Source organism: Paraburkholderia sp. BR14312, assembly GCF_040948675.1.
Taxonomy (GTDB): Bacteria; Pseudomonadota; Gammaproteobacteria; order Burkholderiales; family Burkholderiaceae; genus Paraburkholderia; species Paraburkholderia nodosa_A.
This window is the reverse complement of the sequence record NZ_JBFPKI010000001.1, coordinates 318,727-345,700: the sequence shown is the minus strand read 5'-3', so window position 1 is coordinate 345,700 and position 26,974 is coordinate 318,727. Positions and strand designations below refer to the sequence as shown.

Annotated in this window: 23 protein-coding genes and 1 pseudogene; 8 read left to right on the top strand and 16 right to left on the bottom strand. The window is 62.4% G+C overall.

Annotated elements, in window-relative coordinates:
- Nucleotides 1-51: 51 nt before the first annotated feature.
- The 6 genes from AB3X98_RS01500 (at nucleotide 52) to AB3X98_RS01475 (ending at nucleotide 10,104) form a co-directional block, all read left to right on the top strand.
- Nucleotides 52-1,449: an efflux transporter outer membrane subunit gene (locus AB3X98_RS01500; protein ID WP_368604739.1), complete on the top strand. Its 1,398-nt coding sequence runs from the start codon at nucleotides 52-54 to the stop codon at nucleotides 1,447-1,449.
- 114 nt (nucleotides 1,450-1,563) lie between these two features.
- Entirely contained in the window at nucleotides 1,564-3,489 is a 1,926-nt protein-coding gene (locus AB3X98_RS01495; RefSeq protein WP_368604648.1) for an FHA domain-containing protein, read from the top strand.
- A gap of 22 nt (nucleotides 3,490-3,511) precedes the next feature.
- Nucleotides 3,512-4,897, top strand: a complete 1,386-nt coding sequence (locus AB3X98_RS01490) for an HlyD family efflux transporter periplasmic adaptor subunit (protein ID WP_342948363.1) — start codon at nucleotides 3,512-3,514, stop codon at nucleotides 4,895-4,897.
- 48 nt (nucleotides 4,898-4,945) lie between these two features.
- Entirely contained in the window at nucleotides 4,946-5,698 is a 753-nt protein-coding gene (locus tag AB3X98_RS01485; protein ID WP_069262259.1) for a peptidylprolyl isomerase, read from the top strand.
- Between the two features lie 18 nt (nucleotides 5,699-5,716).
- Nucleotides 5,717-8,788 carry a peptidase domain-containing ABC transporter gene (locus AB3X98_RS01480; RefSeq protein ID WP_368604647.1) on the top strand — a complete coding sequence of 1,024 codons (3,072 nt, stop codon included), beginning with the start codon at nucleotides 5,717-5,719 and terminating at the stop codon, nucleotides 8,786-8,788.
- Complete coding sequence (locus tag AB3X98_RS01475; RefSeq protein ID WP_368604646.1) at nucleotides 8,785-10,104, top strand: sigma-54 interaction domain-containing protein; 1,320 nt, start codon at nucleotides 8,785-8,787, stop codon at nucleotides 10,102-10,104. Before AB3X98_RS01480 ends, AB3X98_RS01475 begins: the two co-directional genes overlap by 4 nt.
- 149 nt (nucleotides 10,105-10,253) lie before the next feature.
- On the opposite strand, the gene AB3X98_RS01470 is transcribed toward AB3X98_RS01475, so the two are convergent.
- The 13 genes and pseudogenes from AB3X98_RS01470 to AB3X98_RS01410 all read right to left on the bottom strand — a co-directional run bounded on the left by AB3X98_RS01470 (nucleotide 10,254) and on the right by AB3X98_RS01410 (nucleotide 24,541).
- A complete protein-coding gene (locus AB3X98_RS01470) occupies nucleotides 10,254-13,799 on the bottom strand; it encodes an ImcF-related family protein (RefSeq protein ID WP_368610201.1) in 3,546 nt (1,181 codons plus the stop codon).
- A gap of 96 nt (nucleotides 13,800-13,895) precedes the next feature.
- Nucleotides 13,896-14,186: a PAAR domain-containing protein gene (locus tag AB3X98_RS01465; protein WP_368603259.1), complete on the bottom strand. Its 291-nt coding sequence runs from the start codon at nucleotides 14,184-14,186 to the stop codon at nucleotides 13,896-13,898.
- Nucleotides 14,187-14,274: 88 nt separating this feature from the next.
- The gene (locus AB3X98_RS01460; protein ID WP_368603258.1) at nucleotides 14,275-15,522 is read right to left on the bottom strand and encodes a hypothetical protein; all 1,248 of its coding nucleotides are present in this window, start codon (nucleotides 15,520-15,522) and stop codon (nucleotides 14,275-14,277) included.
- A gap of 25 nt (nucleotides 15,523-15,547) precedes the next feature.
- The gene (locus AB3X98_RS01455; RefSeq protein WP_368603257.1) at nucleotides 15,548-17,059 is read right to left on the bottom strand and encodes a DUF2235 domain-containing protein; all 1,512 of its coding nucleotides are present in this window, start codon (nucleotides 17,057-17,059) and stop codon (nucleotides 15,548-15,550) included.
- Nucleotides 17,056-17,562: a hypothetical protein gene (locus AB3X98_RS01450; protein WP_368603256.1), complete on the bottom strand. Its 507-nt coding sequence runs from the start codon at nucleotides 17,560-17,562 to the stop codon at nucleotides 17,056-17,058. The genes AB3X98_RS01455 and AB3X98_RS01450 overlap by 4 nt, the downstream gene beginning before the upstream one ends.
- Nucleotides 17,563-17,590: 28 nt before the next feature.
- Nucleotides 17,591-17,812: a hypothetical protein gene (locus AB3X98_RS01445; RefSeq protein WP_368603255.1), complete on the bottom strand. Its 222-nt coding sequence runs from the start codon at nucleotides 17,810-17,812 to the stop codon at nucleotides 17,591-17,593.
- A 2-nt stretch (nucleotides 17,813-17,814) separates the two neighbouring features.
- Nucleotides 17,815-18,324, bottom strand: a complete 510-nt coding sequence (locus AB3X98_RS01440) for a DUF3304 domain-containing protein (RefSeq protein ID WP_368603254.1) — start codon at nucleotides 18,322-18,324, stop codon at nucleotides 17,815-17,817.
- 84 nt (nucleotides 18,325-18,408) lie between these two features.
- Nucleotides 18,409-18,585, bottom strand: a complete 177-nt coding sequence (locus AB3X98_RS01435) for a hypothetical protein (RefSeq protein ID WP_368603253.1) — start codon at nucleotides 18,583-18,585, stop codon at nucleotides 18,409-18,411.
- A 171-nt stretch (nucleotides 18,586-18,756) separates the two neighbouring features.
- Nucleotides 18,757-18,939 (bottom strand): annotated as a pseudogene (locus AB3X98_RS01430) (hypothetical protein); the annotation flags it as partial.
- Between the two features lie 436 nt (nucleotides 18,940-19,375).
- Nucleotides 19,376-20,710 (bottom strand): DUF4123 domain-containing protein, encoded by a 1,335-nt coding sequence (locus tag AB3X98_RS01425; RefSeq protein ID WP_368603252.1) that lies wholly within the window; start codon nucleotides 20,708-20,710, stop codon nucleotides 19,376-19,378.
- A gap of 25 nt (nucleotides 20,711-20,735) precedes the next feature.
- On the bottom strand, nucleotides 20,736-23,084 hold the full coding sequence (locus AB3X98_RS01420) for a type VI secretion system Vgr family protein (protein WP_368603251.1): 2,349 nt from the start codon (nucleotides 23,082-23,084) through the stop codon (nucleotides 20,736-20,738).
- A gap of 375 nt (nucleotides 23,085-23,459) precedes the next feature.
- Nucleotides 23,460-24,230, bottom strand: a complete 771-nt coding sequence (locus AB3X98_RS01415) for a PP2C family serine/threonine-protein phosphatase (RefSeq protein WP_368603250.1) — start codon at nucleotides 24,228-24,230, stop codon at nucleotides 23,460-23,462.
- A gap of 17 nt (nucleotides 24,231-24,247) precedes the next feature.
- Complete coding sequence (locus AB3X98_RS01410) at nucleotides 24,248-24,541, bottom strand: hypothetical protein (protein ID WP_069262248.1); 294 nt, start codon at nucleotides 24,539-24,541, stop codon at nucleotides 24,248-24,250.
- Between the two features lie 476 nt (nucleotides 24,542-25,017).
- Here AB3X98_RS01410 and AB3X98_RS01405 point away from each other — a divergent pair, with 476 nt between their 5' ends.
- Nucleotides 25,018-25,485 (top strand): lecithin retinol acyltransferase family protein, encoded by a 468-nt coding sequence (locus AB3X98_RS01405; protein WP_069262247.1) that lies wholly within the window; start codon nucleotides 25,018-25,020, stop codon nucleotides 25,483-25,485.
- Between the two features lie 61 nt (nucleotides 25,486-25,546).
- Nucleotides 25,547-25,789, top strand: coding sequence for a hypothetical protein (locus AB3X98_RS01400; protein WP_069262246.1), 243 nt, complete (start codon nucleotides 25,547-25,549; stop codon nucleotides 25,787-25,789).
- 2 nt (nucleotides 25,790-25,791) lie between these two features.
- Here the strand turns inward: AB3X98_RS01400 and AB3X98_RS01395 are convergent, their stop codons facing one another.
- The 3 genes from AB3X98_RS01395 to AB3X98_RS01385 form a co-directional block, all read right to left on the bottom strand.
- Nucleotides 25,792-26,007, bottom strand: coding sequence for a hypothetical protein (locus tag AB3X98_RS01395; RefSeq protein ID WP_342948250.1), 216 nt, complete (start codon nucleotides 26,005-26,007; stop codon nucleotides 25,792-25,794).
- Nucleotides 26,008-26,134: 127 nt separating this feature from the next.
- Nucleotides 26,135-26,407 (bottom strand): hypothetical protein, encoded by a 273-nt coding sequence (locus AB3X98_RS01390; RefSeq protein WP_042267637.1) that lies wholly within the window; start codon nucleotides 26,405-26,407, stop codon nucleotides 26,135-26,137.
- A 96-nt stretch (nucleotides 26,408-26,503) separates the two neighbouring features.
- Nucleotides 26,504-26,776, bottom strand: a complete 273-nt coding sequence (locus tag AB3X98_RS01385; RefSeq protein ID WP_069262244.1) for a hypothetical protein — start codon at nucleotides 26,774-26,776, stop codon at nucleotides 26,504-26,506.
- Between the last annotated feature and the right edge of the window lie 198 nt (nucleotides 26,777-26,974).

Below are 26,974 nucleotides of genomic sequence, written 5' to 3'. Positions count from 1 at the left end.
GTATGTCGCGGCGCGTCGCGCTGGCTGACCTGCGTCGTCGGAGCGGCCGGGTTGTGTGCCGTGGCGCTGTGCGGCTGCACGGATCTGGGCACGCCTGCGTATCGGCGCCCGAACATGCCTGAGAAGGACGCCTGGGCGCATACGAGCCGCACGTTTTCCGCGGCCGATACGGTCAATCCGCAGTGGTGGACAGAGTTCGACGATCCCTACCTGAATACACTCATCGAAAAGGCGATTGCGGGCAATATCGATATCCGGGTGCTGGCGGCGCGCATTGGCGTAGCCGGCGCGCAGATCGGGGAAGTGCAGGCCGGTGCACTTCCCACGGTCGACGCGGGCGCGGGTATCGACTATGAGAAGAGCACGGGGCTAGCGCTCTCGAAGACCTATAACGTCGCCACTCAGGTCAACTGGGACATCGATATCTGGGGCAAAGTCCAAAAAAGCGTGCAGGCTCAAAAGGCCGAGTATCACGCTAGCGAAGCGGATTGGCGCGCAGGCTATTTGACGCTCGTTACGAAAGTGGCGAGCACTTATTTCCAGATCCTCCAGTTCGACGATCAGATCCGCGACGAGGAAGACACGCTCAGGCGGAACAAGCGGATTCTCACCATCTACCAGCAGATGTACGCAAACGGTGTCGCGCCCAAGACCGAGGTGCTGCGCCAGAGCGCGGAAGTCAATGGCGTCACGAACGAACTGCTCGAACTGCACCGCGAGCGCGATACCGCCGAAAACGCGCTTTCCACGCTGGTCGGCGTGCCCGCCGGCGAGTTCAAGATGCCGTCGGGCCAGTTGCGCGAGCGCGTGAAGTTGCCGGATGTGCCCATGGGCCTGCCCGCGCAGCTGCTGGGGCGCCGTCCCGATGTGGTGGCCGCGCAGTACCGCATTCTCGAATCATATGACGAAGTCGGTTCCGCGCGGCTCGCGCAATTGCCGACCATCAGTCTCACGGGCCGCGCCGGCACAGCCGCGTTTTCGCTCTCCGACCTCTTCAAGGTGTTCACGCTGAGCTTCATGCCGAGCATCGACTTTCCGATGTTCGACCCCAGCGTGCATGCCCACATCAAGACGACCGAGGCCCAGAGCAAGGTTGCCGAAGAGCAGTATCGCCAGGTGGTGTTCACGGCGTTCGAAGAAGTCGAAAATGCGCTGGTGAACCTCGACGCGCATAAGAAGCAGCGCATCGAACTGCTGCAGCAGAACGAGCGGCTGCGCACCGTCGCGGCGCAGGTCGAGGCGCAGTTGAAGGAAGGGCTGGTGTCGCAGCTCGAAGTATTGGAGTCCGAACGTTCGCTCGCAAACGCAGAACAGTCGCTTTTGTCCAACCATGAACTGATCCTGAGCGACACCGTCACCCTCTACAAGGCAATCGGCGGCGGCTGGCCCGACGTCGATGTCGCCAGCGTGGCCTCGAATTCCGCTGTGCCGGCAGCGCCCGTCAAGTGAGCGCGCTGGTCGCAGCGGGCCGCGTCAGTTGTTTGACTCCAGCCAACAGTCGCCTACACTTTTCTCACACCCCGATCGCCATGTGCAAGGCGCGCGGCTCCACACGGAGAGTCAGTGCGCACGCGGCGCCTGCGCCACGCGCGTCTCGGCTCACAACTGCTGATCGCTGGCGGAATCATGGTGCCTGACGCCGCTTCCATTGCCGAGAGCCAGACATCGCTCGACCGAACGTTCGATATCGTGCTGCGGCCGATATCGCATGCAGAGCTGGGCGAGATCCGCATCGACAAGGATCTTTTCGCAGTCGGGCGGACCCAGCCGCCTTTTGCCGAGGCGAAGCCCGAGGTAGTCGTCGATGTCTCGCGCCGTCATGCGCGCATCTTCCGCGAGGGCGCGGCGGCCTACGTGGCCGACCTGGGCAGCAAGAACGGCACGGCGGTCAATGGCATCGAAGTCACCCAGAAGCCTCACGTTCTCAAAGACGGCGACGAACTCAGCTTTGCCGGCGCGCTCGCGTTTCGCGTGAGCTTCGCGCCGCGTACGGTGCGGGCGCCCGCGCGGGCGACCGTGGTGACGCTCACGCCGGTGCGCGCCGATCTGGGTTTGCAGCAGATCGTCGTGACGAGCTTTCCGTTCCTCGTCAGCAAGGCCGACGAGACCTTTTCGCAGTATCACGACGCGTATCCGCACCAGGTGAACTATTTGTCGCGCCGTCATGCGCACATCTACGCCGAAGACGATGCGATGTACGTCGAAGACCTGGGCAGCACCAACGGCACGTTCCTTGACGGACAGCGACTCGACGATCATGCGGTCAAGCTCGAAGACGGCCAGCGGATCGCCTTTGGCGGCGAGCACTTCGTCTACCGGGTTGGCCTCGAAAGCACGAGTGGAAGCGATGCCACCGTGACGGCGACGCGCGAGCGCCACGCCGCGGTGCTCGCCGAAGATGCAGACCGCACGACGTTCATTGGCAGCGCGCACTCGTTTCTCGATATTTTCTGCACGCCGCCCGCGCCTGCCCAGGACGACGAAATCAATCCCGATGCGCCGCAACCCGCGCCGGAGCCGGGCCACGACGCGCGACGCCGGCGCGGCAGGATCGAGGTCTTCCTGAGTGAGTTGAGCGAAGCGCTGGGCGGCAGCGGAAAGATCAACATGGGCGCGTTCGCGCGCTGGGGCGGCGGCGCGATTGCCGTGATCGTCGCGCTCGTTGCGCTCACGTATTTCCAGGGTGCGCCGCAGCGCGACATGCAGGCGTTGCTCACGAGCGGACAGTTCGAAAGCGCGGCGCGCATGGCCGATCAATATCTCACGCGCCACCCGAACGACAGCACGTGGCGCGCGATGGGGACGGAAGCGCTCATCAAGGCCGACGTGCCCGACTGGGTCGCCGCGATCAACGCTCGCGCGTTCGACCGTGCGCGTGCCATCGTGGAGGACATGCGTACGCTCGCGCGCCACAACCCGGACGCCGCGTCGCTCGTGGAAAACATCGGCTGGATCGGCGCACTGCAATCGTTCGTGCAGGGACGGGGCGGCCCGCAGGCGCCGATCCGCATCTATCGCGACGAGGCGCCGATCCATGCGCTGACGAGCCGCTGGAACGACGACCCCGGCGAGCATCAGCGTGCATTCGACCGGATTTCGGCCTACGTGCCGGCGTTTGCCGCCGTGTATGCCGATTCGCTCAGCCACCTGCGCAAGCTGCAGAGCGACGACTCGGTGTATGTAGCCGCGCTCGAGCGCATCCAGCAGACAATCGACAGCGCACTCGCGAGCGACCGCTTCGACGCGCTCACCGCGATGCTGAGCGACTATGCGCAGCGCTATCCGCGCCTCGCGGGGCTCGATGCCGTGCGCACCGACGTCGACCAGTATCAGCAGATCGACAGCGAGGCGCACGCGGGCCATGTGCAGGCCGTGCACGACCGCCTGGCCGCCGCTCACTTCGCCACGCCGCCGTTCGCGGCCCATGCGGGCGCGCTCGAAAAGCTTGCGCTAGCGGGAGGGCATGGTGAATCCGCGCCAGCTCATTGAGCGCCTGCGCAAGGCGCTCGGCATGCATGATGGGCATGCCGCGCCCGAACCGCCGCGGCCGCTCGGCGAGGCGCTGGGCGACCACAGCGAGGAAGGGGTGGCGATCCTCACCGCGCGTCCGTGGCGCCTCATCGAAGCGACGATCATCACGATGGTGGCGCTCGTGGTGTGCGGCCTCCTGTGGTCGTTCGTCGGCCGCGCCGACGTCATCGTGAGCGCGCAGGGCGCGCTTGCCCCGGAGTCCGAGGTGCGCCGCATCTACGCGCCCGTGGATGGGGAACTCGTGGATATCTACATCGCCGAAGGTCAGCCCGTGGAGAAGGACGACGTCATTGGCCGCATCAATGCACGCGGCGCGATCCAGGCGGCGACCAACGCGCTCGACGCGCGCCTGAAACTCGACGACGCCGAGCGCGACTGGAAGGCGTTCCCCGAGAAGAAGGCGCTCATGGAGCGCAAGGCCGAGGCACTCAAGGCGCAGATGGACGTGGAAACGCATCTGCATGAAACGCGCGTGGCGGAAGGCACGAGCAAGCTCCAGCAGGCCGAGAACGCCCAGCTCGACGAAGCGCGCGGCAATATCGACAACGCGCGCCACGTGCGTGACCTCGCGAAGGAAGACCAGGACAAGTACGAGCGGCTGTTCGCGCTGCCCGGCGGCGGCGGGGTCTCGCAAAGCCAGGTCGAGGAAAAGCGCAGCGCGTTCCTGCAGGCCGATAACAACTACCGGATCGCGCAGGCGCGGCTCAGCGAATTGCAGGCGCAAACGAGCCACGACTTCGCTCAGGCGAAGGCGCAGCTCGAAGGCAGTGCCGGGCAGCTCACGTCACTGCGCATCGAATACGACGCGACGGAGCGCGAAATCGCCAATACCGAGGACAAGTTGCGCCTGCAGGTGCAAACCGCGCGCCTTGCCGCCGACGCAGCGGCGCGCATCCGCTTCGAGAACATCGACAAGGACAACTTCCTGCTCGTGCTCGCGCCGGTCTCGGGCGTGATCACGGACGTGACGACGACGCAGCCCGGCGACAAGATCCAGGCGAACACGCCGCTAGGCGGCATTGCGCCGGCCAACGCGCGCCCGGTCGTGAAGGTGGCGATTGCGGAGCAGGACCGCGCGTTCCTGCACGAAGGCTTGCCCGTGAAGCTGAAGTTCAACGCGTTTCCGTACCAGCGCTATGGCGTGGTGGACGGCACGCTCGAATATATTTCGCCGACCACGAAGCCGCAGGTGCAGACGAAGGAACCGGTTTACGAGGGTCGCGTGCGTCTCGCGCGCGATCATTTTTCGATTGGCGGCGCGACGTATCCGTTGCGCTACGGTATGACGGCAACCGCCGAAATCGTAGTGCGCGAGCGGCGCCTGATCGATTTCGCGCTGGACCCGTTCCGGCAGGTCGCTGGCTGAAGATATTCACCAGTTCAGATTTCGGGAATCAGCAATCAGGGGAACGCAATGACGACAATCGTACGGATCGACGACGAAGCGATCGACACGGAAGATTTCATCCGCGTGCTGAAACTCACGGGGCAGTTCGAGAGCCTGGTCGAGCAGCAGGTGCGCGACCGGCTCACGGTCATCGCCGCGAAGAAAATGGGCGTAAAGGTGGAGCCCGACGAAATCCAGCAACGCGCCGACCAGTTTCGCCGCGTGCGGGGGCTGCACCGCGCGGCGGACATGAATCGCTACCTGGACGTGTTCGGTATCAGCCTCGACGAATTCGAGCACTTCATTACCGACACGCTCTATCAGGAGAAGACCTTCAACCTGATCTGCAACGACGAGGCGGTCGAAAGCTACTTCAAGCTCAATTCGCCGAAATTCGACAGCATCGAAGTGAGCCACATCGTGGTGGACTCGGAAGGCAAGGCGCGCGAGGTCATGTCGATTCTCGAGGACGAGCCGCAGGCGTTCGGCGAAATGGCGCGTGAGCATTCGATCGCCGATACCAGCGAGCGCGGCGGCGTGATCGGCAAGGTATTGCGTGGGTCGTTGAAGACGGACATCGAGGCGAAGGTGTTCAACGCGCAGGTCGGCGACCTGCTCGGCCCGTTTCCCGCGCCGGACGGCTCGTTCTTCGAAATCTTTTGCGTGACGGCAAAGCATCCGGCGTCGCTCGAAGCGGACGTCTCGTCCGAGGTGCGGCGGCTATTGCGCGAAGAATGGCTCGCGGAGCGCGCACAAGAACATATCATCGACGCGCACTGAGCGCGCTGAGCCACGCAGATGGACACCCAGGCGCCCCTACCTGCCAGCGCGCCGTCGCTGGTGGATTTTCTCGCATCGGTCGAACCGCTCTCGCTCTTCTCGCGCGAGGAACTCGACCGTCTTGCCGCGCAGGTCGAAACGCACAACTACGCATTTGGCGACACGCTGTGCAAGCGCGGCGAGCCCGCAGCCGGACTCTATGTGATCCGCTCGGGCTCCGTGCGGATCATCGCCGAAGAGCGCGGCAAGGAAATGAGTCTAGGCGTGCGCAAGGAACGCGAAGTATTCGGCGAAATCGCCATGCTGCGCGACTACTGGCACGAAGTGTCGGTGCGCGCTTCCGCGAAAACCGAGGTGGTTTGCATCCCCCGCGCGGCGCTCGAGCCGTTGCTGGCTGCGAATCCGGCCGCGCAGTCGTTCGTGACGAGCTATGTCGCGATCAGCTCCGCGGGCGGCTTCGTCACGCGGCTTTTCGACCTGCGCGGCAAGCTTTCGCGTGCCGAGCTCGAAGAGTATGTGTCGAGCGTGGGCGTCAAGCGCGTGAGCGCGGGCAAGGAGATCATCCATCAGGGTGCCGGCGGTGACATGCGCCTATATGTCGTGCGGCAGGGCGAGGTCAGTATTGCGCGCGAGGAAGACGGCAGCGTCTATCAGATTGCGACGCTCGGCGCGGGAGAGATCTTCGGCGAACGCGCTTGCTTGCTGCGCCAGAATCAGCCCGCGACCGTCACGGCACTCACCGATGTACGGCTCCTGGTGATTCCCGAGAAGACTGTGCATTTCATGCTGGAGCGCAACCCGAAGCTGCGCGAGGTGCTGGAAGAGCGCGTGCGCTTCAGCGAGCGCGAATTGCAGCGGCAGAAGAAGCTCGCCGAGCGCCGCAGCCGGCCCGTTGCCGTGGACAGCGGGGCGGATGCTGCATTTAGCGAACGCGTGGTCAAGCGCTTCGTGCTCATCGAGCAGGCCGAGGAGATGGATTGCGGCGCAGCGTGCCTCGCCATGATCTGCCGGCATTACGGCATACCCATGACGCTCGGCAAGCTGCGCGACCTCGCGAACGTGACGACGCAGGGCGCGACGCTGGACAGTCTCGCGCGCACCGGCGAGGCGCTCGGCTTCACGACGCGGGGCGTGCAGTGCACGTTTGAGGCGCTGCAAGGGTTCGAGCTGCCGTTCATCGCGCACTGGGAGGGCTACCACTATATCGTCGTGTACGGCGTGTCGAAGCAGTGGGTGAGGGTGGCCGACCCGGCGCTCGGCTTTCGCAAGCTGAGCGTCGAAGCGTTCGAGCGCGGCTGGAACGGCACGTGCCTGCTGTTCACCGAGGTCGAGACCACGGGCGCGCAGGCGGCGACGCGCTCGCCGTGGGTGCGCTTCATCGGCTACCTGCTGCCTTACCGGAAAATACTCGCCCACCTGTTTCTCGCGACCTTCGTGATCCAGTTGCTCGGCGTGGTGCCGCCGCTCATCATCCAGAACATTCTCGACAGCGTGATCGTCCACCAGAACGTGAGCCTGCTGCATCTCCTGATCGTGGGACTCATCATTTCGCACCTGTTTACGCAGCTGATGACGACGATACGCGCGCATCTGTCGAATTTCATGGTGCGCAGTCTCGACTTCGCGATGATGTCGCAGTTCTTCAAGCACACCATGTCGCTGCCGTTCTCGTTCTTCGCGCGCCGCAAAACAGGCGACATCTTCGCGCGCTTTCAGGAAAACCAGACGATACGCGCGTTTCTGACCGAATCGACGGTGACCACGGCGCTCAACCTGCTGATGATCTTCATCTACTTCACGATCATGTTCCTCTACAACGTGAAGCTGACGCTGCTGCTGATCGCGTTCGTGATTCCCATCATGGCGCTCACCGCCATTGCCACGCCGCGCATCAAGCGCTACGCGCGCGAGGTCTTTGCCGTGTCCACCGATGCGCGCTCCATGCTGATGGAGACGCTTGGCGGCGTCGAAACCGTGAAGGGCATGGGCATAGAAAGAGCGGTGCGCCTGAAGTGGGAGCGCAAGTACGCGAAGTCGCTCGAAGTGCAGTATCGCGCGCAGGCATTCAATATTCTCGTGGGTCTCGGCAGCCAGTTGCTCAACGCGGCGACCACGATCGTGATTCTCTGGGCGGGCGCCACGCTCGTGCTCGATCAGGAGTTGAGCATTGGCCAGCTCATTGCGTTCAATGCGTTCATGGGCAGCGTGCTCGCGCCGCTCATGGGCCTCGTCGGGCTCTGGAGCCTCATGAACGACGCGGCGGTCGCGATGGAACGGCTAGGCGATGTGCTCGACATCGAGCCCGAGCAGAAGCCCGCCGACCTCGGTTCGCGCGTGCTGCTTCCCGACCTGCAGGGCGACATCGAATTCAACGGCGTGTATTTCCGCTATGGCGGCAACGAAACGCCGTATGTGCTGGAGAACATCAGCTTCTCGGTGGGGCGCGGCCAGATGGTGGCGATCGTGGGGCGCAGCGGCTCCGGCAAGACGACGCTCGCGAAGCTGCTGGTGGGCTTCTACGCGCCGACCGAAGGCAAGATCAACGTGGACGGCTACGACATGAGCGCGATCGATCACGCGTACTTTCGCGCCCAGGTGGGCTACGTGATGCAGACGAACCTCGTGTTCTCCGGCACGATTGCCGAGAATATCGCGTGCGGCGATGCAACGCCGGACTGGCGGCGCATGGAGGAAGTGGCGCGCATGGCCGATGCGCACGCGTTCATCAGCAAGATGCCGCTCGGCTACGAGCAGGTGGTGGGCGAGCGCGGCATGGGCCTTTCGGGCGGGCAGATCCAGCGCCTCTGCATTGCGCGGGCGCTCTATCACGACCCGCGCCTGCTGGTGTTCGACGAAGCCACCTCGTCGCTCGACACGCAGTCGGAAAGCAACATCCTCTCGAACATGCACGACATACTCCAGGGCCGCACGGCGCTCATTATCGCGCACCGGCTGAGCACCATCATGCGGGCGGACAAGATCCTCGTGCTCTACGAAGGGGCGATCGTGGAGCAGGGGCGGCACGAGGAACTCGTCGAGCGCAAGGGCATGTATTACCAGCTCGTGCAAAAGCAGCTGGGGGCGTCATGAAACTCTTCGATCCGCACGGATTCGGCAGCTCCGTTGTGTCATATGCGGGGCTGCTCGAGAAGATCGAGATCCTGCGCTCGACGCTGCGCTGGGCGCCGCGGCTCGAACGCACCGATATCGAAAAGCTCTTGAACCAGTCGAACGCGCTGCGCGACGAAGTCATGCAACTCTCGCGCAAGGAGCGCTTCGTCGAAGCGGCGGCAGAGGCGCCCGAAGCGCTCGATGCGCTGGCAAGGCCGGATGCCCTCGCGCCCACAGCGCACCGGCGGCGCGAGGCGCTGATCGAGCGCAGCTTCATCTTCGAAGGCATATTCGGCGACAACCCGAAGCTGCTCGCAGCGCTGGAGATCGCGGAAAAGGCGGCGCCCACCGATCTGCCCGTGCTGATCGACGGCGAGAGCGGGACGGGCAAGGAGTTGATGGCGAAGGTGATCCACGCCAACGGTACACGCGCCGACCGACCGTACATCTCAGTAAACTGCGGCGCGATACCCGAGAACCTGCTCGAATCAGAACTGTTTGGGCATCGCAGAGGGGCGTTCACGGGGGCGTCGAGCGATCGCAAAGGGAAGTTCGAAAGCGCGCATACGGGGACGATCTTTCTGGACGAGATCGGTGAGTTGCCGCTGCAGGGGCAGGTGAAGCTGCTGCGTGTGCTCGAATCGCACGAGATTCAGCGGGTGGGCTCCGATGAACCCATCGGGGTCGATACGCGCATCGTCGCCGCGACGAATCGCAACTTGCGCGAGCTCGCGGCGCAGGGGCAGTTTCGCGAGGACCTCTTTTATCGGCTGAGCGTGATTCATGTCACGCTGCCTGCGCTGCGAGAACGCAGCGACGAGATTCCGCTGTTGATTGCCTATTTCGGCGACGAGGCTGCTGCGCAGCTCAAGCGGCGGCCTATGAAGCTGACGCCCAAGTTGCGCGATTTTCTGCTTACGTATGCTTATCCGGGGAATATTCGCGAGCTGCGTAATCTCGTGTATCGGCTTTCGTGTCTTGCGGGTGAGACGGCCGATATCGAGCATCTGCCCGATGATATTCGGCCGAAGTCCGCTGCACTGGCTTTGCGGGTGGCGGAGGCCGAGGCGGCAGGCGCGCCTCTTTCACTGAGCGATGCCAAGCGTGCTGCCAGCGATGAGGCCGAAAGGGCGTTTCTCGAGCGCGGCTTGCAGGAGACCGGGGGTACGGTCGCGGAGCTGGCGCGGCGCTGTGATATGAATCGGTCGCACTTGCAGATGCTGCTCAAGAAGCATGGGATTCATTCCAAGGATTTTCGGCATGCCGAGAAGGTGAATCATGAGAAGGGGTCTTGATCTGGGTGCCGAGCGGTGCTTTTTGTCGTGGCTCTTGGGGCTTTTGGCCGTTCATGCCCGGGAGCCCTGTAACCTGGCTGATGCGGCGGGCAGTTTGTTCACCGTGCGATCTCCAGCCGGAAAGAGGCTCCTGAACAGTTCGCCCAGCATCATTGCGCCTCCGGGACAATGCCTTGCGGCAGGGGCATTGCAGCGTGCTTCGCCGCGGCGATGGCTGCCGGTGGCAGCGGCGGCGCACTGCTCGCCATGGCCTTCGGCCCAGCCTTCGCGCTGCCGGTCAGAAAGATGCGCGCGGGCAATGCAACGTGCCGCAGCTGCAGGACGTCAAGCGGTCCGGCGCCGGCCTCGCTGCGCAACTGGAGCCTGAGCGCGATGCCCTGGCTTGCATCCGGCGTCCACGTGAGCAGCCAGCGCGCATTGTCCTGCCGGGAGACCTTCGCCCGCTCCAGCAGCCGGATCAGTCCGAACCGGCCCTGCGCATCGAGCGCCGTGCGCAGGCCGCCTTGTTCGGTCTTCCATTCGATGTGCGAGAGGTTCTCCAGCGACTGGCCCGGCCACTCGAACGGGACCCAGTCTTCCTTCTGGTTGAAGTAGTCGAGCTCACGCCCGGACAGCATCACTTTCATGTTTGTCACGCCCGGCGTCGCGACACCGCGCAGATCAAACCGGATATGCGCGTCGCCGGACGGAAACAGCACGGTCGAGACCCGCATCAAGCGGTTCAGCCCTTCCAGAAACGCCGGATCAAGCCGCAGGGCGTCCTGTTGCGTGCCCGCGCCCTGCGCGGCTGCCCAGCGGTCGCCCTGACGCTCGACGATGCCGGCCAGCTGTGTCGTGATGAACTGCGTGATCACGCCGTTGTCCGGGCGCATGAACCGGGCCATCTCGGGCAGCGACGCATCGTTGTCCGAATCGGCGAACGGATAGCGGCCACCGAAGGCGGCGTTCCAGTCGGCAACGATCGAGCGGCGCCAGATGTCGTTCAGGCTGGCTGCCGCGGGCTGCACCACCGCCTGCCAGGTCTGGTCGAGCGGCGCCTGGAACAGCTGGCCGAAACCGGCCCATTGCTGGCCGAGGCTCGCCGCCACCCGGCTGGCGTAGTCGCGGCTGTCCGCGATGTCGGAGGTCTTCGCCTGCAGCACCGCCTGCGCGGCGGCGCGCGACATCGCTTCCGTATCCGGGCTATTCACCATCTGCTCGAGCTTCAGGCGCATCGCCGTAACCCGTTCGAGATAGCGCGCGAGGCTCAGGTCACCGGTCGTCGCCACCTGCGCGGCGGCCTTGCCGGCCTGTGCCGGCAAGCCGGACAGGGGATCGCTGCCGCTGAGCCGCAGGATCGGACCGAATGCATTCGCGAGGGGGGCGAGCTGGGGCTGTGCCCGCTTCGACGGATCTTTCTCGTCGGCGCCGACCAGCTGCTGCGCCTTGCTGACCAGCGTATCCGAAAGCGATTGCGCCGTGACACCCGCGCCGGCCTGATACACGATGGCATTCATGAGCGCAACCAGCGGCGAGCGTTGCGGGTCGCCCAGCAGCGAGAGCTGGTCGGCGGTGGCAGACAGTGTCGAGGCGCTCTGCCAGCGCAGGCTGTTGAGGAACTGCGCCCATGCGCGCGCATAGTCGTCGAAGTAGCGTTGTCGCAGTTCCGCTTTCAGCGTCGACGATGTGGCGCTGGCCGCCTTTGTGTCGGAGAGCACCCAGTCGCCGGCGACGTCTCCCTGGCTGCTCGCCTCGTCGATCGCTTTCGAGATGCGCTGCTCCCACGCTTCGCGCGTGAAGACGCCCGGAATGGTCTGGCTCGTGTTGAACAGGCCGCGCCCGGTGGTGTCGCCAAGCAGGCCGGCCAGGGAGACCGGCGGATACTTCGGCCTTGCGTCGTCGAGGATCTGCTGGTAGGTCGCGTCAGTCGAGTTCTGGATGCCGCGCACGCCAATGACGGTCTGCCGCGTGGCGGCGACCAGGCTGCTGTCCGGCACGATGGCGAGCGTTGAACCGTTCGCAGCAGGTCGACGGCCCAGGTGATCCGCGAAGAATGCAATGGCGTGCTGGCGCAGGTCCTCCCACGTGCCGGCCGGAAGCGGCGAGTTTGACGGGCGGGCTGGCGCCTGCGTTGCCAGGAGCTGGGGCGTGAGGAACGAAGCGACGGCCCGCTCGGGCCTGGCGAGCATCAGGTAGGCCTTGAGCGTGTCGTACGCGGCCTGTGCCTGGGCGTTGCCGCCGCTTGCGATCTCCGCGTCGGACATCGACGCAAGCTGGCGCAGGCGATCCTCCAGTTTCTGGCGGATCGGACCAACGAGGATACGGCCCGCAGCATCCTCATAGCCGGGCCACAGCACAGCGAGTACGGCGCTGTCGCGATTCAGACCGAAGCGCGCGGTCCAGGGCGCGCCGTCGCGCTGACGAGTCTCTAGCGTGTCGATCTGTCTGTCGAGGCTGTCGAGTGCCTGCATGCCCTGCGCCGGGCTCAGGGTTCCAGACAGTTTCGCGAGCGTGTCCTGTGCTGCGGCGATCGTGGCGCGATTCGAAAACCCCGAGACCATCGTGCCCACGATCCAGAGGGCGGCCACGCCTGTTGCCATCCACGCGGCGAGAATCGACGGTGAAAAGCCAACGCGGCGACCGTGGATTTTTCGGCTGTGCTCGGCGACGGTCTGCCAGATCGAGCGGTGCTGTGGAGCGATGGGATCGTCTCCCCCCTCTTCGACGGCTTTACCCGTAGCCGCAGGTGGGGGCAGCTCCCGCTCCCTGAATAGCGGTGCGAAAAGCAGCCCGTGAACGGCGTGGCGCCAGTAGCGCGAGCGGGCCGTCTGCACCACAAGTCCCGACAGGGCGCTACCTAGCCGCTCGATATGCTGCGAAAGTTCGGCCGGGTAGCGGTCGTGATTGTCCCGGGCAATGCGTTCGACCCCGGTGTCGGCGAGATTGCGTATGAGGCTGCGTAGCGACGTGTGGACCTCGTCCGCGTTCACGCGGGCGTTCGACCACGTGAAACCAATGGCCTCGTCCGGGCCCGTAGGCACGGTGCCAAAATCCGTTACGTTGACCAGATAGGTCGGTGCAGCCCAGCGCAGCGCGCGGGCGTGGCGCGCCAGGCGCTGGGCAAGCTCGTCGGCGTCGAACGCAGACCTCGCCGACGTGCGGTTGCGGGTCACTGCCACGATCGCGTCGATCGGCCGGCGGGAGCGCAGGCGGCGAATCTGGTTGAGCCAGTCGGTGTCGAGCTTGTCGGTGGTCTGCTTCGCATAGAGCAGGACCGTGCCGCCGGTGATCAGGTAGCCGGTGGCGACGAGGCCGGGGGCGAGACGCTTGACGAGTGGTTCGTCGCCAGTGATGAGCACCCAACGCTCGTGATAGCGCCAGCGCCATCCGTGCCTGTCGCGAAGACTGTTACGCAAGTCTGCTGCGTGCGAACCCTCCGCCGATGCCACGCTGCCGGACTGCCCGGATGACGGGTTGAACTGCTTCGCTACCCAATACCGGATCCGCCGTGCAGCGATGGCTGGTCGCGAAGATTCATCGAAGCTGAGCCACACGAACAGCACGACGAACACGGTACAAAGAGCGACGATCCACCCTGCCCGACGTTCGGCTGAATGTAGACCCAACCACGAGTCGCCCCTGAACCAGATCAGCAATCCGGGCAGCACAACCAGTATGACGACGCTCAGAATGTCGGTCCGGAACTTGCGTAGCATATCTCGTTACAGTCGAAGGTGAAGTTGCAATGCCAGATGACAAAGCCGGTGGCCTGCCCCCGGAAGTGGAGCTGCCGCGGCAGTTTTGGCCTACGCTCAAATATCCACGTAAGATGAGTATTGCGATGAAAGCAGACGTGGAGGTGGATCACACCTGCACACGCACAGGTCATCGCTCAGTGCGCCTTGCCTGCCATCGGGTCCCGTCATTGACTGACGCGGCCCGTCGCACACGATGTAACCTGTCGACTGACATTCAGGACACCATACTTCGTCCCTCTCGTAGGCCTGCTCGTGTTCGCCAACCCTGTCCTGGGGATCGCCACCCACTACGGTGCCATCCGCTGTCGTCCTGTCGCCCTTCAGAATGTCGTACCGCCTGACCATGATGTGATTCCAGATTGATGAGATAAATCGTCTCGTGTTCCACACCGCAATCGACTAGCACGCGGAACGCTCGCGGGGTGCCTCTTCGTCAAGTGACACTTCGCATAACCGAAAAACAGACGCCGGTTTTTCCAGCAGTCGCAACAAGCTGGGGCGCACCATCCTGCATAGCGCTCTTGGCCGCGCACGCCACGGCAAACCACGGCGCCGCCGGCCCGGCATGGCCAACCATGTAGTCGATATCTGCCACCTTTGCGCCAATACCTGCCTTGACGACAGCTTTGGTTACCGCATTGGCGCCGGCTCCATCGAGGCCGCCCTGCCAGATCCGTTTGATGTCCGCGGGCTTGCTACATCCCCATCGCAGGGTACGCGCAAGCGCGTCGTCTATGGCACAGTCATCTGTCCCATTTGGCCGATGGAACATCGCGATCGGCGCGAGTGCAAATTTCTGACATACCGCTTCGGGCGCGACGAGAAGGGCAACAACGACTTCTGCACTTCCGTCAGGAGGGAGCGCCTGACAAATTGCGTTCAGTCTCACGCAAACGACAAGCCGTGCCTCCTCGTCGAGCCTGCGGTTGACCCGGTCAAGCCACGCGTCGGCGTACATCAGGTCGGACGGCTCTGGCATGAATCTGACCTGAACCGGGCGGAGGTCCGACAACGTCCATTGCCTCTTCCAGATCGCCAGCGCTTCGTCTGTGTCTACAATGTCCGGCAGCATCACCTGGACCTTCAACCTCAAATCTGGTGGGAGCGAACGTACCACTTCGGCAACCGCGTCGATCACCGCACTGAATGCCCATGCCAGGACATACCGTCGGCGCTCGTCGTCGTTCCTGAAACGCATCCCGCCCTCGTCGCTGTCCGGCTTCTCGAACCAGCGCGCATTGACCGGTAGAGCGCCTGACTCTGGGGCCGTCCGCGGTTCGAGCTTGACGGATCCATCCAGCAATCTGCCAAGGTCATCGTCCTTCGCCTCACTGGCAAACCTGCATGTCGCGACAAGAATGCCGAGCGGGCGGCTTGCCCGGTCAAACACGTCGTTCACGTAGCTTTCGCGGGCGTCGTTCCACGCGATGGCGTCCAGCCGGCGCCCTTCGTAGACGCTATAGCGCCGAAGGACAACGAAGGTTGCGATACCCAGCGGGTACACGGTAACGCATGTCCAGAACCAGGGTGTTTGAGTCGGCTCGCCCTTGGGCCAGAGAAGCAACACCATGAATATTCCAGCGATCACAATGACGAAAAGGACAATGGTCGAGACGATTCGCGACGGCGGATTCTCCGGCATCGGTTCCAATGGCGGAAGCTTCGAGAAGTTAACAGCCATACCTGATTTCCTTCAGAAATCGCAATCAAGAAGTCACGGCCTCTGGCGAGGTTTCTGCCATCGAACCGGACGGTTGCGTTGTCCCTGATTGGGCCGTAGCTATGCTTGCCCCCTCAACGTCAATGATCTGCCGTGGCTTGAGGTACCCGCTACCGTCGATGCGCAGGAACCCGGCTCGCGAGTCGTGCACGTATTGATCGAAGAAGCGGATCATGTTGGGCGACAGGGTCGGTGGATTCAGCCACGCGTCCCAGTAGGCCAGTTGCTCTTCGGACAGCGGCTTGTTGGCGGGGCGATTACCACCGGCCGCTTCGATCACGCGATCGTATTCGCCTCGATCTGTCTTCCACAGCTGCGTCAGGTAGGCCCGCCAGTTCATCGTGTCCACGTCGATCTGCATTTGCTCGTGGAACTGCTGAATCCGCTCGAGTTGAGCCTGGATCTCCGGATCGGCCGAACACACCCCATTGTAGACGTCGCAAGGCCGCTCGCTGAACCGCACCTTCAACCAGCCGTAGTAGAGGCGCATGTGCGCGAAGATCTGCTGCTCCAGAGTCCCGTTTGTGTTCACGGTGCCCATGTACTCATCGAACAGCGCCTTGACGTCGTCGTCATATTCGAAAAGGGCGAACACGTCCTTCTCGGCGAGCTTTGGTGCGGTGAACGGCACGCCGCTTATTGCTGCCTCAAGGCGCATGCGGTTCAGCGCTATGCGGGCGAGCAGGTCGGAGCGGGCCTGTTCCTCGGGCCGATAACCGCCGCCCACATCGGAATGCACGCCCGGCAATACGATTTCTTCGTAGAATGCCTGCGTGCCGCGCACGGGCGTCACGGGAAAGCAGGCACGCAGCTCGTGGCCGGCGACGAAGTGCACGCACCGCTCCACCTGCTCGGGCACCAGCATGCGCATGTCGGAAAGGTTATGGGCCGGTAGCCCCACCGACTCCACCGTATCGAACACCCCGAGAAAGCGGAAATGCAGCGGTGCGGACTGGCCGTCCACCGCCGTCGGACACGGCCAGTGCGGCACGCCGTCTTTCAGCGTGCACTTCTTCAGCAGCCGGTTCACGAACGCCCGGGCGAGTGTGGCACCGCGCGAGAATCCGAACACCGCCACATCGATGCGACTAACTTTGTGGTTTCGGCGAAGGGCGAGGTTTAGCTCACCCTCGGCTTTTGCTAAGCGAACGTCGCTACCCAGTCCAACGCCACCACCCATAATCTCGCTATCGCGAATTTTCTCCCAGCAACTCGGATCACTGGCATCGAGCGGCGTGCCGACGCCGGGGTAGTAGAGTCGCCTAATTAGCGGCGCTTCGGCAATGTGACCTTCAAATAATCGCGAGATATTTGACAGCTTTTTCAGCGGCAAGTCTAGATCTCGACTGTTTCTCGTGCCATCGAAGAAGAAACTGACCCACGGCTGCTGCTCGCACGTGGTGCAGGTCATGAACTCTTCCGCATGCTGCTGCGTGGCAGTCTTCATCGACCGCAAAAAGTGCATCGGGTTGTCGGTTATCCAGTCCTGCACTTTCATTCTCCCATTTGTCGCATGACTCGACGCCCATAAAACAATTGATCCACTCGGGGACTTGGCTTGCCATCGGGCTCTGCTGATTCAGAAACGAATTCGGCCTCGATATTGTGGCCGGGAAAGAAACGTACAATCAAAAAATTCATCGCGTCAGGCGCGCTCGACGTCGCACCCGCGACTGCCACGTCTTTGCTGTACGTCTTCCACTCTGACCTGGTTTCTTGCCGCCCCCCAATGCGCCACACCACCCTGATCGTTTTCCCGACGCCTGGAATTCGCGAACAGCATTCGGAAGATCCCGTTCCCCCCCTAGAGAATTCCTTGACCTGAATACCATTCAGCAGCAGATTCTTTCCGGACGTTGTTTCAAGGTGGAACTCAGGAATATAGTCCTCGGTGTAGTTCGCACTCCATGCCGATGCATCGACATATCCGCCTGACTGGCCAAGGGCGCACCCGCCCGCGCCAAATACCATCACCAGGAACGCGCCTACCATCCATCTCATTGTCTGCCTCGTTTTTTTTCGATTTCGGTTACCACGGTAGCAGCTCGCACGAGGTGCAGGTCATGGATTCTTCTGCATGCTGCTGCGTGGAGACAAGATCTCGATTATTTCCCGTGCCATCGAAGAAAAAACTGAACCACGGCTGTTGCTCGCACGTGGTGCAGGTCATGAGTTCTTCCGCATGCAGCTGCGTGGCGGTTTTCATCGACTGCAAAAAGTGCATCGGATTGTCAGTTATCCAGTCCTGCATCGTTATTCTCCTATGTGGCGCATCACGCGCTGCCCCGAAAACAGTTTGTCGACGCGAGGACTTGCCGAACCGCCCGGTTCGCCTCGGTCCGGTATTAACTCTGCTTCTACGTCATGGTCCAGAAAGAATCGGACCATCAAGATGTTGTAGGAATCTTTCTTCGTTGGCATCGCGCCAGTGACCACGACGTCCCTGCTATACGTCTTCCACTCTGACCTGGTTTCTTGCCGCCCCCCAACGCGCCACACCACCCTGATCGTCTGACCGACTCCTGGGATCAGTGCGCAGCATTCACGTCCCCCTTTGCCGCCTCGCGAAAACTCCGAAATCTGAATACCCCCCATTCCAGTGTCTTTCCCTGAAGCCGTTTGAATCCAGAAGTCGTGGATGTAGTCCTCGGTATAGTTCGCTCCCCACGCCGACGCATCCACGTAGCCACTTGGCTGAACGACGGCGCACCCGGTCAGCGTGCTCAACAACACTATGAAGGACCCACATATCACGCGTCTCATTGCTCACCCTTCGTTCGGTTCATCGTCTACCGCCACCACGCCGTCGTAACGCCTTCTCTACTGACTCGCGACAACTTCCAAGGATTACTTTCTCAGCGGCAGGTCAAGATCTCGATTGTTTCCCGTGCCATCGAAGAAGAAACTGACCCACGGCTGCTGCTCGCAGGTCGTGCAGTTCATGAATTCTTCCGCATGCTGCTGCGTTGCGGTCTTCAACGACTGCAAGAAGTGCATCGGATTGTCGGTTATCCAGTCCTGCATTGCCGCTAGTCTCCAATGTGACGCATTACACTCGGTCCGACAAAAAAGGAGTCGGTCCATGCGGGAATTTGAGGGACCGAAATCGCCATCCCCCGGGAGGATCTCCGCCTCGACTTCATGATTTGGAAAAAAGCGGACAACTAGTACGCTGTGGTCTCGCGTATCCGTTGGCATTTTTCCTTTCACCACGACGTCGCGACTGTATGTCTTCCACTCTGACCTGTCTTCTTGGCGCCCACCGACGCTCCACACCACCTTGATCGCTTGCCCGACTCCTGGAATCGGCGAACAGCATTCGGAGCCACCTTTCCCACTCTTTGAAAACTCTGAAACCTGAACCCCGCTCAGTAGCAGATTCCTGCCAGACGTTGTTTCAAGATGGAACTCCGGAATATAGTCATCGGTGTAGTTAGTACTTCATGCCGTTGCATCGATGTAGCCACTCGACTGTCCGCCTACACAGCCGGTAAGTATGCTCAACGCCACTACGAGAAATCCACCTATCAGCTGTCTCATTACTCATTTTCCCTATGTTCGATGACTACGATCACGGTACCGTCAAAGCATATTGGCTACCAACTGGCGGCTACTTCCAACAATCGAAGCTTGGGTCCGACATGCGCTGCTTCTCGCACCAGATTGTGAACGCAGTAGACATGCAACCTGTGAGTGATACCGCCATCAGCACGGAGACCTGCAGCCTGATTGTTCCTTTCAAGTCCTCTCCTTGTCGCCATTTAACCGTCGCAGGTCTCGTCCGATCGACTTAGCAATTGACGTTGGACATTCGTTACAACCGCGGAGCAGACGACTTCGGTTCGTCGGCATGCATGCTCACGTAGATTCGCCAGTTGCGCGCAAACCTCACGACCGCTGTCCCTTCTCCATCGGCACGTTGCAGGTCCCCAGTCACGACAACCTCATCCGATGACGCTCCCGTTGGCCCGATCCACTTCACAGTGACACGGGTGCCCGGAACCGGCACCCGCGCGGACGCGACCTCGATCGCGGCAGCCTCAAACCCTCTATCGTCAACGTCGCCCAGCATCGCACTGCCCAGATTGCTTTCACCGGATGACACCAGTTCGATCCTCCGCCTGGGGATATCGGTGTCGTTCAAGATTTGGACGCGCAGGAATGTGTAACCGCGTTCCACGACGCTTGCGTGGTATTCCTGAGCCGCGGATTCAGCGGCTCGCAGGCGGGCCGCCTCACCCACCTCCCGCCAGACAGTGGCGCCCACTGCCATGTAGGCATCGATCAGCGCTTGCCGGCTCTCCTGCAAGCGCGTGAGGACAGCCTGCAACGCGGGATGCTCATCGTACCGTTGTCCATACAACAGGCCCGATGCGGCGTACACACCCTGATCGACCTTGCCGGTCAGGCCATACTCGAATGCACGTTCAACGAGGGGCGTGATCCGCTGCAATTGCTCATTGGCGTCAAGCGTGTTGTCGAGCACGTCGGGACGGGCGCGTTGAAGCCATGCCAGCACCTGAGCGGGAGCGCCAACGCGGTAAATTTTCTCTTCCACATTTTCTGAGATGGGGAAAACGTCCCACGCCGTGGGGATCGGCAGATTCTCGCCGGGCAGTTCGACCAGTACGCCATGGAAATCCAGACACCACCATGCGACGCACGGGCCAAACATGTAACGCCGGATGTCGTCAGGCAGCGTCCGATACAGAACCGGCAGGTAAGACGGCTGATGAAAGAAGAACCACGATTCCTGGTCGTCCGATTCAAGCCGTGCGTGCAGCAGCGTCTGCAGGTGGTCGACGAGTGGTTCAACCTCATGCGTGACCCACAACCACGACACGAGCCGGCTATCGCGCCTGGCCAGCCCCAGAAGCACGCGGAGCAGGCGCAACGGTTCAACACCTTCCGGCTCGGGACATGGGATCAATACGGGCCCCATCTCCGACAGGTTGTCGAGACCGGTGTTAGCGTACAGCGATACGCGCGGCATCGTCTCAATGACGTCGGACAAGGCATACGGCCTGTCATCAGACATCGTGGCGAAATCGATCAGCGCATAAAGTTGCAGACGCGGATGAATCGCTTTGTACGCGGCGTACTGGGTTCGAAAACGTTCCAGCACAGGTTCAATTTCTGTAAGTGGCATACCGGATCAGTCGGTGGCAACAGAATTACATGCGTGCGAAAGGCATACCGGCGCGACTCGCGCGCTGCGCGCATTCCGTCTCAGCGGGTACGGGCAACACAGGCAGATCGCCAGCGAGGCTGGCTGGGCCCTGCCGGCTGAAGGCGGCCGATTTGATCTTCCGGTTACCCTGCGTGCCATCTTCAATGCCTGTGGACGAAATCCGGACATAGGACCCGCCGCATTTGAGGAGAAGCTCGCTTTTCGCTTCAATTGTGATCCGACCATTGGCACTGGTCATCCACATGTCCTTGTCCGACGTCAGGTGCATCTCATCGCTTTGTGCCTGAACCTCGACTTTGCCGCGCGCGGCATAGAGTTTCAGCCCAAACTTGCGCGCGAAAATCGACACGAGCTCACCGGCTGCGACCGTAAAGCGCTTCAAGACGCCGATATCGGCGTTCCCACCAGCGGTCGCAATCAGATGGTTGTCCGCACTCAGCTGGAGATCCGTCCCGGAAGCCAGTCCCATCCCGTCAGGTGCGCTCACAAGAACGCCCGCGCTCTTCAGGTCCCTGAGCGTTCCATTGAGCAGCTCGCGCTGACGCTCGTAGTCTGCTGCCACCGCTTGCGCCGCGATCGCAGCCTGACCGAGTGCCTGCATCTGCTGAAGGGCCTGCTCCAGTAATGCCTGAGCGGGTTGCATGTCCAGTAGCGTGCCCTGGGCAGCAGGTTGCGCGTGCGCCGAGATCAGGACGCCTTTAGCTCCTCGCACTGCGACGTGCTCGTCCGTACGCAACTCCGCACCTTTTCCCCGCTCCTTGCGACTGCCGTCGACCATATGCCCAAGATTGAGCTCGCTAGTCTGAAACGGCGTCGTCAGGTGAATATGCTCGACGCCTTCCTTGTCCTCCATGCGCATCTCATTCTGCGCAGCTGTGCGGATGAGATTGCGCGTATTGTTCAGGTTGTTGACGAGATCCGGATGCAGGCTGTCATGCAGCGCTCCGATGATGATGGGCCGGTTTGGATCCGCGGCCGTAAATTCGAGCGCGACCTCCGCGGAATCGATCAACGGGAAGTGGTGACCGTAGTTATCGCCGCTGTAGGGCTTGGCAAAGCGCACCGGCCGGCTCGTGCCACCCGGGCTCCACTCATCGAGATCGAACGGCAGCTTGATGGCGTACCAGCCTTCTTCCGTCAGATAGGCATATTTGTAGTTTCCGGGTGACGTGATCCGGGCCGGCAGAATGCCCTTGATTTCCGGTTTCGGGATCGTTTCCATGGATGTTCGCCAGACCCGATCCGAAGGAATCCCCTCGAACGTCACGCGGTACGACTTGTTGCGCCCACCGTGCGAGCGTACCGACGTGATGAAGATCCCGTGCTTCGCATCGACCTGAACCGGATCGACCAGCATGACCTCCCCGGCTTCCAGCCAGAACGGATTGCCCGTGCCGATAAACGTCACCTGACCCGCGAGGTGAGCCTCGTGCCGCAGGCGGGCAATGCGCTGGCCTTCCTCCGGCGTCTCGTAGTGCTCGCCCCAGTGATAGTCGACGGCGTTAGTGGTCTTGTCCCCGCGTGCCGTGTTCTCCTCGACCAGCAGCGAGACGTCGGCCTGGCGATGGTTGTAGTCGTGCAGGCGCACGGATTGTGGCACGCGCCGGGTACGCCGCCGCAGCGACTTGATCGAGTCGGCACCCACGCTCTCGAGGCCCGAATCACGACGATGCGGCACCGTACGCTGCTTGCGCGCGTACGCATCCAGATCGTCGCCGAACACCATCACCGCGTAATCCTTTTTCTGCTCCCACCGAAACCAGATCCCTTCTTCCGCACAGATGCGCTGGATAAACGCGAACGTCGTCTCGTGGTACTGGGTGATGTACTCGTGCCGCTTGTATGTACCGCGCAGGTTGAACCTGAAATCGACACCGGCCCGGTAACCGTAGTGCCGCAGCGTGTCGGTAATGATCTCTTCGACCGACTGCTTCTGGAACAGCCGGCTTGTCCTGCCACGGTTCAGGTCCGCCATCGCAGGCTCGAGCCTGACGCGGTAGCGCGTCTCGTCGGCGGAGGTCTCGTGCTCATCGAACTTCGTGATGATGCCGTGGACGGCCTGTGCGGGCGGCTTCTTGCTGAACTTTTCAGCGTTCTCGCCAAACATGCGTTGCAGGTGGCCCATGTTCGGGTCGACCGGATCGATGATGAACCGGGCTGGCCGCCCGAGTACCTGATCCATCGGAAGACCCGCTATCGGGCTTGTGAATTCAATCTCGTACTCGTAGAGCTGGCTGATCCGGTCACGGCCCGCGAACTTCACTATCGAGAATGGCGCCGGATGGGGCGCCAGCTTCAATTCATAAGCCTGTAACGGCATGAGCCACGACATCGAAAACCTCCCGGATACGTCGCGAAAAAGGCGTTGGGACGCAAGAAGTACACTGAACGGAGCTGGCCAGCAATGCTCAATCGCCCGATCTTTGACCGGGCTCCCAGGAACAGCCAGATAAATCGTCAAGGATTGCCAGGTACAGGGGGGCTGTGCGAACCGTTCGCCGGTGTTCGCGCTGGCTCGCACGCCATCCGCGCGAGCCGGACGGAGGTCTGGCCGCGTGCGAACTGCAAAGTGCAAAGAGCAAAGAGCTTCTGGGCGTGACGACCGCGGCAAAGAAAGGAAGGTGCGGCCCCACACAGGGGCGACGCCGGGGTACCGAAGCGGAAACAGGGAAAGGCCAAAAACCAAAAAAAAAACAAAAACAAAAAACTAACGCCCAACAGCAGGATTAACGAGCGTCCGATCCGACGCAGCCGGATCATCCACCCTCACAACGACAGCGGTAATGTTATCCCGCCCCCCAGCCTGCAAGGCCATTTCAACAAGCAAATCAGTGGCATGCTGGCAATCCCCAGCCTCGAGCGCCCGCACCATCTCGGGAACCTGCACTTCATTGCTCAGGCCGTCGCTACACAGCAAAAAGAGGTCTCCGTCGCGCACGACGATGCGGCCTTCGTCCAGATCAAGCCAGTCTGCCGCACCGACGGCCCGTGTTATCAAATGCTGCGATGGATGGTGGCGCGCCGCTTCGGCGCTCAAATGCCCCTGCGCCTGTAGCTCCGCCACGTAACTATGGTCTGTCGTGAGCGCTTCGAACTGTGCATCACGGTACAGATAGATGCGGCTGTCGCCCGCCCATAGCCAGCCAAATTCGCGCCCCTTCGCCATCAGCACGGCAACGGTGCTGCCTATCATGCGAACCCCGCGCCGCGCGGCTTCTTCGCGCAGCTGGTGGTTCACTGTTTGCAGCGTGCCGCGCGCCGTGGCCGAGAAACTGGTGAGGGTGTTGGGTATGGCAAGCGCCCCAAGCGCGCGCACGATCATGCCGCTGGCCAGATCGCCCGCCGTGTGCCCGCCCATGCCGTCGGCCACTGCCCACAAGCCCCGTTGGGGCTGATCGAGACATGCATCCTCATTGAGCGCCCGCACACGGCCTACGTCCGTGCGCGATGCCGAACTCCATAACAATCCGCCTGTCACGATCGAGCCTCCATAGGCTACGCGACGAGTCCGTTATTCCTGCCGTTCTGGCCCACGTTTACCGCAACGTTCGAGTTCGACGCCGAATTGGTCACATCGAGCGTCTGGTACTGATTGACGACCTGATTCGCGTAGAACGTGTTGTTGGTCTGATAGAGGTTGATGATCGGACCGAGCGGCGAAGGCTGCGCGGGCTCGTAAGGCTGTATCCAGCCGAATACCCACGGCGCGCCCGCGCCCCGGATAAACGACATGGCCTTGCGGTCGAGATCGCATTGCAGATGAAGGTCGGTGATGGCGAGCGAGGTCATGACAGGTCTCCGTCAAGATGATAGCCGCAGGTCCGCGGCGTTCCGACCATACCTTGCAAGCAGCATGCCATTTTTCGGCGAAACGCGGCGCTCGCGCGCCATCTCCCCGTGAGGCTTGCCCCATATGACATCGCACTCACGGAGCGCGGTCCGCGCGTGCCCGCGTCTCGTGCGGTCGCGGTGCGATGGTCGTGCGCTCGCCAACACGTTGCGTGCCTGTCGTCATCAGGACTCCGACACATACACAGTGCCGCTTCCTGAGCCGGATTGGCGGCGACCCGATGGTTCGACGCCGACACAATCGAAGCACACGAGTTGGTGCAACGCCGACACACGAGCGCCTCCAGCGCGCACATTATCCCGCTCCGCCTTATAGAACCGTGATCGGCCGCCTGGCATATCTGATGCAGGGTAGTTGGCAACCGGCAAACGTCGAGCAGCACAGGAAGCCGGCAACCCGCCAGACAGATGCAGCCATGAGCCCCGACCTTCAACCGACGATGCACGCAGACGAACCGCCGCTCGGCGCGCATCTCGTATCGCGTCGCGCGGGCTACAGCCATCACGGCATCTATGTCGGCGGTGGGCGGGTCGTTCATTACGCCGGCTTGTGCGTATCGCTGCATCGCGGTCCGATCGAAGAGGTCACGCTCGAACGTTTCGCCGCCGGCTACGAAGTCGCCGTTGTCGCGCATCCGTGCGCAGCTTTCGTGGGCCGCGAAGCCGTCGCGCGGGCGCGCTCGCGTCTCGGCGAAGACCGCTATCGACTGCTCAGCAACAACTGCGAACACTTCTGCACCTGGTGCGTGGACGGCAAGGGCCGCAGCGACCAGGTCCGCACCTGCATTGCCCATCCGCTGGCCGGCTTGCGCGCGGTGCGCGCGCTGGTTCACGCGCGCCGCGTGCAGGCCAGCCGCGAAACGTACGTCGCGCACGCGGTGTAAGCGCCATATCCAGTCGAGACCAATACGACACGTATCGCCGCTACTTGCATCGGAGATCACCATGAATTCCGCCGAAACCTCGCTGCGCACTCTCGTCGACAAGTGGCTCGCACCCAACGCGCGCGTGCCGGCCCGTGTAGTACGTTTCAGCCGCACGCACGAGCAACGGCTGCGCTATGTTTGCGTCGAGGCAGTCCATCCCGCGCGCACGATTGCAATCTTCTTCTTCCGTCACGACGACGGCACGTGGTGCGTATTTCCGCCTGCCAGCACGCGTCCGGCGATGACCGCACGCGCTGCGTGAACTCAACGCAGCAGCGTCGGGCGGGGCCGCGCCGCGGGGACGGTTGCCGGCCCTCGCTGCGCGGGCGAGCCTTCGATCTCCACACGTACGCCGATAAACGGCCGCGGCACGAGTAGCGTGCGCTGCGAAGCGACGCGGGCGCCGCCCGCGATCGCGGCCATTGCCTGCCTGTCCAGTTCCACGCTTTCCGGAAGGTCCTTGATGACGATAACGCTCATGGTCTGCTCCACGATAGCGGATTGGGCTCGAGGGGTGTCGTTCGAGTATAGGCGGTGGCGCGCGGCGCACGTAAACAAGCAGGCGGCGCCTCACGGCGCCGTCTGCATTTTCCCTTCGCGGCAGCGGCTAGAACGTCACGCCGGTGTTCGCGTATTGCGAGGGATTGACCTTGAGATTCAGCGGCCCGAAGCCAGCGCCGATATAACCGATGTTATTGAGCGCGGCGACGTCGACCACCTGAACCTGCGAGATGTTCTGCACGATGTTGGGCGAGACGGTGATGTTGGCAATCGAGCCATAGCCACCGTAAGAGCTGCCGTTGCCGCCGCGTACGGCTGTCATGGCGCGGCGGTCGAGTGCCGTTCCGGGAGCCAGCTCGCGGATAACGAGGGAACTCATGATGAGCCTCCAGTTGCTGATGAATAGGGCGGGTGGACCCGGGCGGGCGCGGCACGCGAATGAACGCAGCGTGCGGCCGCGCCGCCGGCGGGACGATCAGAAGTTGATCGTGTTGTGGGCGGTCTGCACCGGGTTGACCGTCGCGTGAATGTTCTGCGCGAAGGCGACGTCGTTGCCCACGTTGTTCTCGATGGTGTTCGTCTGGCCGATCAACTGCTGGGCGGTGAAGTTCGTCGTGTCGTACTTGAACGACGGCGCCGGGTAGTAGCCGGGCCAGAGGCTCAGGCCGCCACCGCCGCGAACGGCGCTCATTGCTTTGCGGTCGAGTTCTTGCGCGACGCTCAAGTCGGCGATCATCAGCTTGCTCATGACAGTTCTCCAGAAGGGCAGTACGGTGTAGTTGGCGATTGAGCTGCAGTATCTTGCGGGCTCGCTCCTCCTGATGCACAGGCTGTGCCAGCGGCTTCGCGCCAGCCTCACGAACCGCTCGACGCCTTGTGCGACGGGGCTTTGCGGCAAGCCAGCCGGTGTGTGCGGGATAGGTGGCGGCAGTTGCGCGCGAAAACG

Excerpts from the sequence above, each read along its gene's own strand:
- AB3X98_RS01475 (WP_368604646.1), top strand. The coding sequence starts at position 8,785 with ATGAAACTCTTCGATCCGCACGGATTCGGCAGCTCCGTTGTGTCATAT.
- AB3X98_RS01465 (WP_368603259.1), bottom strand. The coding sequence starts at position 14,186 with ATGGTCAGGCGGTACGACATTCTGAAGGGCGACAGGACGACAGCGGAT.
- AB3X98_RS01485 (WP_069262259.1), top strand. The coding sequence starts at position 4,946 with ATGACGACAATCGTACGGATCGACGACGAAGCGATCGACACGGAAGAT.
- AB3X98_RS01435 (WP_368603253.1), bottom strand. The coding sequence starts at position 18,585 with ATGCAGGACTGGATAACCGACAATCCGATGCACTTCTTGCAGTCGTTG.
- AB3X98_RS01410 (WP_069262248.1), bottom strand. The coding sequence starts at position 24,541 with ATGACCTCGCTCGCCATCACCGACCTTCATCTGCAATGCGATCTCGAC.
- AB3X98_RS01390 (WP_042267637.1), bottom strand. The coding sequence starts at position 26,407 with ATGAGTTCCCTCGTTATCCGCGAGCTGGCTCCCGGAACGGCACTCGAC.
- AB3X98_RS01445 (WP_368603255.1), bottom strand. The coding sequence starts at position 17,812 with ATGCAGGACTGGATAACTGACAATCCGATGCACTTTTTGCAGTCGATG.
- AB3X98_RS01385 (WP_069262244.1), bottom strand. The coding sequence starts at position 26,776 with ATGAGCAAGCTGATGATCGCCGACTTGAGCGTCGCGCAAGAACTCGAC.
- AB3X98_RS01455 (WP_368603257.1), bottom strand. The coding sequence starts at position 17,059 with ATGAAAGTGCAGGACTGGATAACCGACAACCCGATGCACTTTTTGCGG.
- AB3X98_RS01400 (WP_069262246.1), top strand. The coding sequence starts at position 25,547 with ATGAATTCCGCCGAAACCTCGCTGCGCACTCTCGTCGACAAGTGGCTC.
- AB3X98_RS01405 (WP_069262247.1), top strand. The coding sequence starts at position 25,018 with ATGAGCCCCGACCTTCAACCGACGATGCACGCAGACGAACCGCCGCTC.
- AB3X98_RS01395 (WP_342948250.1), bottom strand. The coding sequence starts at position 26,007 with ATGAGCGTTATCGTCATCAAGGACCTTCCGGAAAGCGTGGAACTGGAC.
- AB3X98_RS01460 (WP_368603258.1), bottom strand. The coding sequence starts at position 15,522 with ATGGCTGTTAACTTCTCGAAGCTTCCGCCATTGGAACCGATGCCGGAG.
- AB3X98_RS01425 (WP_368603252.1), bottom strand. The coding sequence starts at position 20,710 with ATGCCACTTACAGAAATTGAACCTGTGCTGGAACGTTTTCGAACCCAG.
- AB3X98_RS01450 (WP_368603256.1), bottom strand. The coding sequence starts at position 17,562 with ATGAGATGGATGGTAGGCGCGTTCCTGGTGATGGTATTTGGCGCGGGC.
- AB3X98_RS01440 (WP_368603254.1), bottom strand. The coding sequence starts at position 18,324 with ATGAGACGCGTGATATGTGGGTCCTTCATAGTGTTGTTGAGCACGCTG.
- AB3X98_RS01490 (WP_342948363.1), top strand. The coding sequence starts at position 3,512 with ATGCATGATGGGCATGCCGCGCCCGAACCGCCGCGGCCGCTCGGCGAG.
- AB3X98_RS01420 (WP_368603251.1), bottom strand. The coding sequence starts at position 23,084 with ATGTCGTGGCTCATGCCGTTACAGGCTTATGAATTGAAGCTGGCGCCC.
- AB3X98_RS01470 (WP_368610201.1), bottom strand. The coding sequence starts at position 13,799 with ATGCTACGCAAGTTCCGGACCGACATTCTGAGCGTCGTCATACTGGTT.
- AB3X98_RS01480 (WP_368604647.1), top strand. The coding sequence starts at position 5,717 with ATGGACACCCAGGCGCCCCTACCTGCCAGCGCGCCGTCGCTGGTGGAT.